This window comes from Aliihoeflea sp. 2WW, from assembly GCF_000497755.1.
Taxonomy (GTDB): domain Bacteria; phylum Pseudomonadota; class Alphaproteobacteria; order Rhizobiales; family Rhizobiaceae; genus Aliihoeflea.
Window position 1 is genome coordinate 130,916 of the sequence record NZ_AYOD01000015.1, and the last position, 11,822, is coordinate 142,737.

Genomic DNA, 11,822 nt, shown 5'->3' on the forward strand with positions numbered 1-11,822 from the left:
ATGAACGACAATTCGCCCCTTCGCGCCGAGGATCGCGCGCGCGCTGCCATCGATCGCGCAATGGCGCTGGCGCCCGATATGCGGGCGTCGATCTTCACCAGCTTCGACGCCGCGCGCATCATCGGTGAGGCCCGCGCGCTCGATGCAGATGCGGGGCGAGGCCGCAAACCTCTGGCCGGCCTGCTCGTCTCGATCAAGGATCTGTTCGACGAGGCTGGCATCACCACGACGGCAGGCTCGACCATTCTCGGCAGCGAACCGGCAGCGGCGCGCGATGCCGAAGCCGTCCGGCGGCTGAAAGCTGCGGGCGCGGTTGCCTTCGGGCGCACCACCATGTCCGAATTCGCCTATTCGGGCGTGGGGCTGAACCCGCATTTCGGCAACCCCTCCAATGCGCTAGACCCCGCGCGTATCACCGGTGGATCGACGTCGGGCGGTTCCGTCACCGTCGCGCTCGGATTGGCCGACGTTGCGCTCGGTTCGGACACGGGCGGCTCGGTGCGCATTCCGGCCGCGCTCAACGGCCTTTCCGGCTTCAAGCCGACGCAGGCATCGGTGCCGCTCGACGGCGCATTTCCGCTGTCGCAGACCTATGACAGCATCGGACCGCTTGCCCGCACGATTGCGGAGTGCGCAGCCGTCTACGCGGTTCTGTCGCAGACGCAGCGCCCGGACGCCGACACCGTCCGCAGCCCGCGCATCGGTGTTGCGCGCGGCCTTCTGACCGAAGGGCTCGATGAGCAGGTTGCCCGTGATTTCGACCTGGCCCTCGCGCGCCTTGCGGCTAGCGGGTTCGAACTCGTCGACGTGGACCTGCCGATGCTCGAAGGTTTCGGCAGCGTCAACCGCATCCTCGTCGCGACCGAGGCGCATGCGATCCACAAGGACAGGCTCGGCGCATTGGAAACGGTCGGCGATGCGCGCGTCCTGAGCCGGATTCGCGCAGCCGAAGGGTTTGGCGCGTCCGACGTGGAAGATGCCCACGCCAAGCGCAAGGACGCCGTTGCCGCGTTCGAGATTCTGGCTCGGGATTTCGATGCCTTCGTTGCGCCGACCGTACCCACGGTCGCGCCGCTGATCGCAGACGTCGAAGCCGACTTCGACAGGCTCAACGCATCGATGCTGCGCAATCCGTCGGCCGTGAATTTCCTCGACGGCTGCGCGGCGACGCTGCCGATGCATGGCGACCAGAAGCTCGCGACGGGATTGACGCTCTTTGCGCCCGGCGGAGCCGACTGGCGCGTTCTGGACCTCGCGGAGAAGGCGCAAGCCATCCTCGACGCATGAGCGATGCCGGCCAGTGGACCGAATTCGCGATCAGGGCCGCGTCCACGGCCTTCGTCGTCGTCTTCGTCGCCTGGATCGCCGCCCGGCTCGGCCCGACGATCGGCGGCGTCGTCATCGGCCTGCCGATCGTGCTCGCGCCCGGCTTCTTCTTCATGCTGCGCGAACATTCCGCCGACTTCGTCGCCGCCAGCGCATCGGGAGCGATCTATTCGCTCGCCGCGACGCAGATATTCCTCGGCGCGTTCGTCGTCGCCTCGACGCGCCTTGGAGCAGCGGGCGCCACGGCCGCCGCCATCGCGGCCTGGTGCGTCCTGGCCATTCCGCTGGCCTTCGTGCCGCACGACCCGTTGGCCGGTACTGCTTTGTTCGCGCTCACCACATTCCTTGCACGTCTGGTCGGCCTCCGCTTCGTCGATCCCGACAGGCGCGCGCCCTCGCCCGCACGCTGGAGCCTCCTGATCCTGCGCGGCATCGCGGCAGGCATGCTGGTGGGATGCGTGACATTCGCCGCGTCGCGCCTCGGCGCGTCGCTTGCCGGAACGCTGCTGGCGTTCCCCATCGGCTTTTGCGTCATCCTCTTGTCGCTGCGTCTCGACCACGGCGCCGAAATCGCCGGCCAGACCGCCCATGCCGGTCTTGTCGGCGTCGTCAGCCTGGCGGGCTTTTGCCTCGCGCTGGCAGTGACGAGCGAAACGATCGGGCAATGGCAGGCCTTCGGCGCGGCTCTCCTGGCATCTCTTGCAATCACCATTGCCTTGACCGTCATCGCCCGGCGTCGGCCCACATGATGGATTGCTTGCGTTCCCGCATTGGCGATGACCATTGTACGCTGGGTTGAGCATAGCGCAGGGCTGAGGCTGGATGGTTGATTTCAAGGGGCTGGAAACCTTCGTCTGGGTCGTGGCGCTCGGCAGCTTTCGCGGCGCTGCGCAAAAGCTCAACACCACCCAGCCGGCGATTTCGCACCGGATCGCGCAGCTCGAAGACGAACTCGGCTTCAAGCTCCTGACGCGTGAAGCACGCAACATCACGCCCACCGCGCGCGGCCGGCAGGTGCTCGGCTATGCGGAAAAGATGATCGGCATGCGGGCCGAGATGCTGGCAGCGCTGCGCGACACCGCGGCGATCCGCGGCATCATCAGGCTGGGCGTCGCCGAGACGATCGTGCACACATGGCTGCCGGACTTCATCAAGGAGGTGAACCGGTGCTATCCGCATCTGTCGGTCGAGATCGAGGTCGATATCTCCCCCTCTTTGCGCGCGCGCCTTTTGGCGCAGGAAATCGATATCGCGTTCCTGCTCGGTCCTCTGACCGCGCCGCTCCTGCGCAACCGTCTCCTGTGCGAATATGCGGTCGGTTTCATTGCGAGCCCGGCGATGAAGGTTCCCAACCCGGCCGACATCCGTCAGCTCGCGACGTTTCCCATCATCACCTTCGCACGCAAGACCCAGCCCTATGAGCTGGTGAAATCGCTCTTCAATCGCCCCGATCTGCCGGCGATCAAGCTGCATGCCAGCGCATCGATGGCGACGGTCGTCCATCTCGCGCTCGAAGGGATCGGCGTCGCCGTCATCCCCTATCAACTGGTCAAGGAAGAGCTCGACTCGGGACGATTGGAGCTGATCCAGTCCGATGTGCGGATGCCTCAGCTTTCGTTCTGCGCAAGCTGGCTGGAATCGCCCGACACGCTCGCCGTCGAACTCGTCGTCGACATCGCCGCCCGCGTCGCCCGCGCGCAGTCGCCCGAGAGTGCGCGAGTTTGACGATAAACTGATGTACCCGCTCCGAAATCTCCGCTTGATCCAAAAACAAACAAGCGCGTAGATGCGGCATTCCTTGGAATTGATCACGCAACATTGATTACATGTTCGCCAGCCGATTGTTTATTTCCTTCGCGAACATCACTTGTTTGAACTACTCATTTGACCGAATTAGATTAGATACTTTTGTCTATGGATTAACAGGATTTGTGGCGCAGAATGTTTGAATTCGTGCCGGGGACCTGTATTCGATGGCAAGAACCGCGCCTGTATTTTCGGATTCGACAGGTCTAAGGGGGACCGCGGTCAATCTCGCCCTCCTAACAATCCTCATAGCCCTTGTTTTTGCAGTCATAACCGTGGCGTTGAGCGTCCTGTTCGCCCCGACGATGACCATAGCGGAGCGCCCGACGGCGTCGCCGACCTCGACCGGGCCGATCCAGGCTTTGCGCGCGATCGGCGAGCCGGCGATCCAGCCCAGCAACAACCGCATGGTGCCTGAACGTGCCCGCGAAACGATGCGGCTGGCCATGTTCCGGGACGAGGATACCGGCGCCCTGAACTCGTTGAAGCGGAACGCGGCGCACCTCGACGGCTTGATCCCCGAATGGCTGGAACTGCGCTCCGCAACTGGCGAGATGGTGACCAGCACTGCGCGACGCGGCAAGGCCTATGACTGGCTCAAGCGTGAGGCGCGGGGCGTCAAGCTGTACCCACTCCTGCTGAGCACCTTGTCGCCGCGCGAAACTGCGATGGCGATGGCGATGCCGACCCTTCGAGCCACGTTGGTGGCGCAGGTCTTGGAGACCGTCCAGGAACAAGGATTCGACGGCATAACCGTCGGCTTATCCGCGAGCGTCCGCGACCCGAGGGCGATGGCGGCTTTTCTGGAGGACCTTCGCCGCGCACTCGAACCTGACGGGCGCGGACTGCTCTACATGGCCGAGAGCAACGAGACGCCAGCCGAACTGGCGCGGATCGTCCATCAGGTGGAATACGTTCTTTTGCCCCTGTATCACCGCGACGCCAGTTCGGCCATTGCAGGCCCCATAGCCAGTCAGGGCTGGTTCGAACAGCAATTGCGGGCCTATACGGCCCATGCGCCCCCAAGCAAGCTCATTCCTGTCCTTGGCTCGATGGCGATCGACTGGGGACCTCGTGCCCGCAAGACGGAGCTGTCGGTCCAGCAGGCCTGGGAGATCGCCAGCCGGGCGAATGCGCCGATTGTCTTCGACACGCCCACCTTGAACCTCGTCTTCGACTACCGCGGCGCGGACGGTGATTTTCATCGCGTCTGGATGAACGACGCGGTCAGCTTTTTCAATCAGGCGCGAAGTGCACTGGCGGCGTCGGTCGGCGGTTTGGCCTTGTGGCGGCTGGGTTGGGAAGACCAGGGCGTCTACGAAATCATGGGAAAGGGAAAGCTGCCGGACGATCAGGCGCTCGAAAGCCTGCGGTCGATCGAACCCGGTTTCGGCGCGTTCGAAAATGCGAAGGGCGTCCTGTTGTCCGGCCGCCAGGCAAGCTCAGGAACGCGCGCGATCTCCTACCAGCCCGCGCTCGGGCTCATCGTGGCGCAAACCATCGAGGAAAAACCCAGACAGGCCGCGCTTGCGCTTTGGCCGGCGACCGACGCGACTGCGGTAGCTCTGACATTCGACGATGGCCCCGACCCGGTCTGGACGTCGCGCATTCTCGACATTCTCGAGGAGCACGACGCCAAGGCCACCTTCTACCTGATCGGTCAGCGCGTCGTGAAGCACCCGGCCATTTCCCGCCGGATACTCGATGACGGGCATGACATCGGCAACCACTCCTTCTCGCATCCCGACCTCAACCTGGCCGGCACGGATCGCATCTCCGCGGAACTGACGGCGACCCAGCGGGTCTTCGAGGACGTTCTGGGCATTCGCTCGGCACTCTTCCGCCCACCCTTCGCGATGACCGGATACGGCTACCTGGAAACGGCGCCGAACCTCTCGGTCACAGCCTCGTCCATGGGCTACCTGTTCGGCGGTATCGACGTGGACGCGTTCGACTACATGATCTGGACGCCGCGGCAGATCGCCGATCGGGTGATCCGCGCCGTGCGTGCAGGCGAAGGAAATGCGGTGTTGCTGCACGATGCCGGTGGCGATCGCAGCGCCACCGTCGAGGCGCTGCCGCTGATCCTCGAGGAATTGCGCAAGGACGGCTACCGCTTCGTCGCCACGCATGAACTGGTCGGCGTGCCCCGTGACGTCATGATGACGCCCTACATGCCTGAAACGTTTACGGTTAGCGCCCAGTCGGCGATACGCTCGGCCTTCGTCGGCGGTTTCCTGAGCGTCGTCGACATCCTGCCCACGATTGCGATTGCGGCGGTCATCATCGGAACCGCCCGCCTCTTCCTCATCATCGTGGCCGCGCTCGTTCAAACGCGCCGCCAGTCACGCGCGGCCGTGCCGGCGTTCAAAGGGTCCATTGTCGTACTGGTGCCGGCGTTCAATGAAGAAAAGGTCGTCTGCAACACGGTACGCGGCCTGTTGACGGCGACGATCGCCGACCGGATCGTCGTCACCGTGATCGATGATGGCTCCACGGATCGGACGAGCGACATCGTTCGCGAGACCTTCCCCGCCGACCCGCGCGTCCGGGTGCTGCGCAAGGAAAATGGCGGCAAGGCAAGCGCGCTCAACTATGGCTTTGCGCAGACGAGGGCGGACGTGGTCGTCGCCATCGACGGCGACACCGTGCTCGAGCCCGATGCGATCGAACATCTGGTCGCGCCTTTCGGCGATCCCGCCATCGGTGCCGTCGCCGGGCGCGTAATCGTCGGCAACGCCGTCAACCTGCTCACCCGTTTCCAGTCCCTGGAATACATCATCGGGCAGAATCTCGAACGCACCGCCTTTGCCTTGTTCAACGCGATCGGTGTGGTGCCCGGCGCAATCGGTGCCTGGCGGCGGACCGCAGTCGAGGAAGTCCAGGGCTACGCGACCGACACGCTCGCCGAAGATGCGGACCTGACGGTCGCGATCGAGCGCGCCGGGTGGAAGGTCGTGAATGCGCCTCGTGCGATCGCACTGACCGAAGCCCCCGAGACGCTGCGCGCCTTCCTCAAGCAGCGCTTTCGCTGGATGTTCGGGACATTGCAGGTGGCATTCAAGCATATCGGCGCCATCGCGGCTCGCCCCAGCGGCGTTTCCCTCATCATCCTGCCGAACATCGCGCTTCAGTTCGCCTTCACGCTGATCGCACCGCTGATGGACATCCTGACCGTTTGGATCATCCTCGCGATGGCGCTGTCGCTGACGGGCGCGATGTCTCCCATCGATAGCCAGACGCTTCAGCTTCTCGCCGCCTATTGGGCGCTCTTCCAGGCGGTCGAACTCTTCACCGCCGGTGTCGGTCTGGCGCTGAATGGCGATCTGCGCGCGTGGCGGCTGTTGCCGCTCGTCGTCCTGCAGCGCGTGTCCTACCGGCAACTCCTTTACGTCGTTGCGATCCGCGCACTGCTCGCTGCCTTGAAGGGCACGTTCGTCGGGTGGGGCAAGCTCGCGCGTACAGGTCGCATCTTGAGGCCCGCAACTTAACGCTGACGCTATCGAGGAGGAGAGACGATATGAAGACTGGATGCGGATTCTTCGCCAGGACGATGCCGGCGCCCTTGGCCTTGTCGCTGTCGATCGCGCTCTTCGCGATCCCGGCCGAAGCGACTGCGACCGATGCGTATGGCAATACGGCCACCGTCCTGGCAACGAGCGAGACGAGCCAGCGGCTCCAAGGCGATACCTTCGTCCTGGGCGACCAACTGAAAATCACCGTCTACGAAAACTTCGCGGCGGCGAGCAGCAAACCTGGCGATCCGGCACTGATGTCGCTCGTCGAGCGCTCCGAGATAACCGGGAGCTATGTCGTCCAGGAAGACGGCAGTATCTTTTTGCCTCTGGTGGGCGGCATAGCGACGTTCGGCGCGACGGTCACGCAACTCGAAACGGCCATTCAGACGAGTTTTGCAAGCAGGCTGGGCGCCAGGGTCGCCGTGGCGATCCAACTCCTGGAGCGCGAGCCGATCTACGTAACGGGCGACCTGCCTCAATCCGGCGTTTTCCGCTACAGTCCGGGAATGACGGCGCTGCACGCACTGGCTCTGGCCGGCGGGGCGGCCGTGCAGGGCGGCGCCGACAAATGGCGCATGGTCGACCTTGCCCGCGAGCGAGAGCGTATCGCCCAGGCGGAAAATCGCCTCGCCCGCCTTCTGGCGCGACTGACGGTTCTGGCAGAGGAAAAGGGCAGTTCGAATGAGGGAGCCATGCAGCGTCTGGTCGAACTGTCCGGCAGGCCTGCCGCCGATCGCCTGATCGCAGAGGAGCGGGCTGTTCGCGACCTCGAAGAAGAGCAGCTCGTTTCGCAAAGCGCGGCTGCCGCCGGCGTCGTCGTGTCGCTCAATAACGAACGGGCCATCCTGGCGGAAAGCCTCGCCGATGCCGAGACGGCGCTTCAGGACAAAGCGGAACGGCTGAGTTTCATGCAGGACCTGCGCGCCCGCGGCACGACCACCGACCAGAACGTCAACATCGTGCGCGACGAGTATGTGCTGGCACGCAGCACATGGAACGACTTGCGCGGAATGCTGGCGCGGGTGGAGCGCACGCTGGTCGAAACCCGCCACCGTGACGCGCGGGCCCTGACCGACTATCGCATCGCGACCGAACGGGCGTTCCTTGCGACCAGGCAGTCGATCACCGAGGAGGAAACGACGCGGTCCTTGATGGAGAACGTGGTCAAGGCACTGCGCAGTCTGCCCGTCGGAGACGAGGATCGAGCGGCAGCGGAGCTGCGCGTCGAGATCGTCCGGCGCACCACGGACGGCATCATGAATACGGAAGGAGACCTTCTGTCGCCGCTTCGACCGGGAGATGTGCTGAACATACAGCGTCGCGACCCGTCATCATCAGGGGAAAGTGCCCGCCTTGTGCATTAGGGGCTTCCTCCGCGCGCTGCTGCTGCTTGTCGCCGCGGCATCGATGGCGCAGGCGTCCGGCACCGAAAGCCGGCACGCGCGCGAATTCTCGGTCATCGGCTATTTCGCGTCGTGGACCGCTTATGGCGACGGCACCGAGATCGCCGATATCGACGCCAGTCGGCTGACGCACATTCTCTATGCATTCGGCGCGGTGACCGCCGAGGGCAAGGCCGAACTTGGCGATCCGTGCGCGGATATCGGCCTTTGCGATTCCGGGTCGGACGAGGGTGGAAATTTCGCCGCGCTGGAAGCGCTCAAGGCGCGTCATCCCCACCTGCAAGTCTTGATCTCCCTTGGTGGCTGGAACGGCTCCGCCCATTTTTCCCGCATCGCTTCGAGCGAGCAAGGCCGGCAGCGCTTCGTGCGCTCGACGCTCCGGGTTTTCCTTGAGGCGTATCCCGACCTTTTCGATGGCGTTGACATCGATTGGGAGTATCCGGTCGACGGCGGCTTGCCCGACAACGGCCGCTCGCCCGAAGACCGGGCGAACTTCACCTTGCTCATGCAGGAATTTCGAGAGCAGCTCGACAAGCTCGGCCAGTTCAACAATCGGCGATATGGCCTGATGGCCGCACTCTCCGCCAATGTCGCCATCACCGGCAATGTCGAGCTCAAGAGGATGACCGGCCTCGTCGATACGCTGAACATCATGACATACGATTATCACGTCGGATCGCCCTACACCCATTTCAACGCGCCGCTATACCCGGTCAAGGATGATCCCACGCCACTGGCAACGGTCGATGCAAGCATCACCTCCCTGCGCCTGGCCGGCGTTCCGGCATCGAAGATCGTCATGGGCATCCCGCTTTACGCACGCGCATATGGAGGCGTGAACACGACCAATGACGGCTTTCTACGCCCTGCCGACGCCGCGGCGGCGCCCGACTGGGCGGCGGACGGGCTCGACTTGCGGACGCTTGGACAAATGGAACTGGAAGCCAAGGGCTTCACCCGTCACTGGAGCGAGGAGGCCAAGGTTCCCTTTCTCTTCAATCGAAACGAAGGAATCTGGATCAGCCATGAGGACGAGCAATCCTTGGCGGCGAAAGCGGCCTATGCTCGCCAGCATTCGCTGGCCGGCGTCATGATCTGGCACCTTGGCGGCGCGAGCGAACGATCGCTTGCAATTTTCGACGATGTGGCCGCCGGGGAAAACCAGCCGAAACAATGATCGCGGTGCCCGCGCAGACGCAATGCGTGATCGATTTCGCTTGCGCCGCGCTATATGGAGGGACGCTTGCGGCACACCGGTGGCCATGTCGAATGGCACGTTGACCAGAAAGGACCAATCGGCATGAAGACCTCGATCGCGACCGTCTCGATCAGCGGCGACCTGAAGGAAAAGCTCGCCGCCATCGCGGCCGCAGGGTTCGACGGTGTCGAGATCTTCGAGAACGATTTCCTCGCCTTCGACGGATCGCCTGCCGAAGTCGGGCGCATGGTGCGCGACCATGGGCTGACCATCACGCTGTTCCAGCCATTCCGCGACTTCGAGGGCATGCCCGAGCCGCAGCGCAAGCGGGGGTTCGACAGGGCCGATCGCAAGTTCGATCTGATGGGAGAACTCGGCACCGATCTGATGCTCGTCTGCTCGAACGTCTCACCGGTCGCGCTGGGCGGCATCGACCGCGCTGCCGACGATTTTCGTGAACTTGGCGAACGGGCGGCACGGCGCGGCATCCGCATCGGCTATGAGGCGCTCGCCTGGGGTCGCCACATCAACGACCACCGCGACGCCTGGGAGATCGTTCGCCGTGCCGATCATCCGAACATCGGCCTGATCCTCGATTCCTTCCACACGCTGGCGCGAAGGATCGACGTCGAGACGATCCGCGCCATTCCCGGCGACCGCATCTTCATCGTCCAGCTTGCCGATGCGCCCAAGATCGACATGGACCTTCTCTACTGGAGCCGGCACTTCCGCAACATGCCCGGCGAGGGCGATCTGCCGGTCACCGACTTCATGCGTGCCGTTGCCGCCACCGGCTATGACGGGCCGCTTTCGCTCGAGATTTTCAACGACCAGTTCCGCGGCGGCTCGCCGAAATCGATCGCCGTCGACGGCAGGCGCTCGCTCGTCCATCTCATGGACCAGGTCGCGCGCAAGGAGTCGGGCATCGCGATCAGCGTTCCGAAAATGCCCGACCGGATCGCGGTCGAGGGCGTCGAATTCGTGGAATTCGCGGCCGGACCGGGCGAAGCGGAGGAACTGGGCACGCTTTTGTCGACGATCGGCTTCGCGCAGACCGCGCGGCACAAGTCGAAGGACGTCGCGCTCTGGCGGCAGGGCGGCATCAACATCGTCGTCAATACGGACAAGGGCGGCTTCGCGCATTCATCCTACCTCGTCCACGGCGTCTCGGCCTATGCAATCGGCCTGAAGGTCGAGGACGCGGCGGCCACGGTGGCGCGGGCAAGGGCGCTCGGCGCGGAAATCTTTGAACAGCGCCCCGGGCCTGGCGAACTCGCCATTCCAGCCATTCGCGGCGTCGGCGGCGGCGTCATCTATTTCCTCGACGAGCGCTCCGAACTCGCCCGGGTCTGGGACGTCGAATTCGATGCGACCGGCGACGACCGGGGCGGCGCGGGACTGACACGCATCGATCATGTCGCGCAGACCATGGCACATGAGGAGATGCTGACCTGGCTGCTCTTCTACACGTCGATCCTGAAGACGCGGAAGCTGCCGATGGTCGACGTCGTCGATCCGGCCGGCCTCGTGCGCAGTCAGGTGGTCGAGAGCGAGGACGGTGCGCTGCGGCTGACGCTGAACGGTGCCGAGAACCGGCGAACGCTTGCCGGGCATTTCATTGCCGAAAGCTTCGGCTCGAGCGTCCAGCATTTGGCATTCGCGTCGGACGACATCTTCGCCACCGCCGCCAGTCTCGTCGAAAGCGGCTTTGCGACGCTGCAGATTTCGCCGAACTACTATGACGATCTCGAAGCCCGCTTCGGTCTCGATCCCGATTTCGCGGACCGGCTTCGCGCCGCGAACATCCTCTACGACCGCGACGGCGAAGGCGAATATTTCCAGCTCTACAGCGCCACGTTCGGCGAGGGCTTCTTCTTCGAGATCGTCGAACGGCGCGGCGGCTACAAGGGCTACGGCGCACCCAACGCGCCGTTCAGGATCGCGGCCCAGAAGCGCCTGATGCGCCCCGCCGGAATGCCGAGACGATAGAACAGACCAAAGCATTGCCATTGGGCACACGAGGCTACATCTAAGTCTGAATCGATCGATCCTCGCGCATCGTTTGGTCAAATTCGAAGCGCGTGATAGATCGTGCCCGGGCGCTCAGCCCGCCAGCCTGGACAGCCAGTGTCGAAACGAACGAACCACGACCGCAGACCGGCCTTCGCAGCAGTGCTTGCCGCGACGATGGCGCTCGTCGTGGCGCTCTTCGCGGCGCAGGCGGCCGGGCCCAGGCACGGTTCGCTCGCCGGCCTCGTCGATCGCGCTGCGATCGCTGCCGACCCCGGCTCCTTCGACGGCAATCCGCTCGAATTCGACCCCGCCGCCCCCGGACCGCGCCATGCGATCCAGAACCGGACGCACAAGCTCGATCCGGACGGGTTTGCGGATGCCGGGTCGACGCCGCACGCCGAATTCGCAATATTCGCCCTCCGGCGCGTGCCGGCCGGCAGTCTCCTCGCAGGTCCGATTGCAGCGGCGGCAACGCGCCATGCCGACGCACGTGCCCCTCCAGCATCGATCCTTCCCTCCGCCACCCTCTGACGGAACTGCACGATTTTCGTCCGCCGC

8 protein-coding genes are annotated in these 11,822 nt (G+C 64.3%); all 8 read left to right on the plus strand.

What is annotated here, in order from left to right; genetic code table 11:
• The 8 genes from ALII_RS0109630 (at position 1) to ALII_RS0109665 (ending at position 11,795) form a co-directional block, all read left to right on the plus strand.
• Positions 1-1,287, plus strand: a complete 1,287-nt coding sequence (locus ALII_RS0109630) for an amidase family protein (RefSeq protein ID WP_024587108.1) — start codon at positions 1-3, stop codon at positions 1,285-1,287.
• The gene (locus tag ALII_RS0109635) at positions 1,284-2,075 is read left to right on the plus strand and encodes a hypothetical protein (RefSeq protein ID WP_024587109.1); all 792 of its coding nucleotides are present in this window, start codon (positions 1,284-1,286) and stop codon (positions 2,073-2,075) included. Before ALII_RS0109630 ends, ALII_RS0109635 begins: the two co-directional genes overlap by 4 nt.
• A 73-nt stretch (positions 2,076-2,148) precedes the next feature.
• The gene (locus ALII_RS0109640) at positions 2,149-3,051 is read left to right on the plus strand and encodes a LysR family transcriptional regulator (protein WP_024587110.1); all 903 of its coding nucleotides are present in this window, start codon (positions 2,149-2,151) and stop codon (positions 3,049-3,051) included.
• A gap of 356 nt (positions 3,052-3,407) precedes the next feature.
• Positions 3,408-6,623, plus strand: coding sequence for a glycosyltransferase (locus tag ALII_RS0109645; RefSeq protein ID WP_035449625.1), 3,216 nt, complete (start codon positions 3,408-3,410; stop codon positions 6,621-6,623).
• Positions 6,624-6,652: 29 nt separating this feature from the next.
• Positions 6,653-8,014, plus strand: coding sequence for a polysaccharide biosynthesis/export family protein (locus tag ALII_RS0109650; protein WP_081718955.1), 1,362 nt, complete (start codon positions 6,653-6,655; stop codon positions 8,012-8,014).
• The gene (locus ALII_RS0109655) at positions 8,004-9,230 is read left to right on the plus strand and encodes a glycoside hydrolase family 18 protein (RefSeq protein WP_024587113.1); all 1,227 of its coding nucleotides are present in this window, start codon (positions 8,004-8,006) and stop codon (positions 9,228-9,230) included. The genes ALII_RS0109650 and ALII_RS0109655 overlap by 11 nt, the downstream gene beginning before the upstream one ends.
• A gap of 123 nt (positions 9,231-9,353) precedes the next feature.
• Positions 9,354-11,240, plus strand: coding sequence for a sugar phosphate isomerase/epimerase and 4-hydroxyphenylpyruvate domain-containing protein (locus ALII_RS0109660; protein WP_024587114.1), 1,887 nt, complete (start codon positions 9,354-9,356; stop codon positions 11,238-11,240).
• A 138-nt stretch (positions 11,241-11,378) separates the two neighbouring features.
• A complete protein-coding gene (locus ALII_RS0109665) occupies positions 11,379-11,795 on the plus strand; it encodes a hypothetical protein (RefSeq protein WP_152529577.1) in 417 nt (138 codons plus the stop codon).
• The last annotated feature ends 27 nt before the right edge of the window (positions 11,796-11,822 follow it).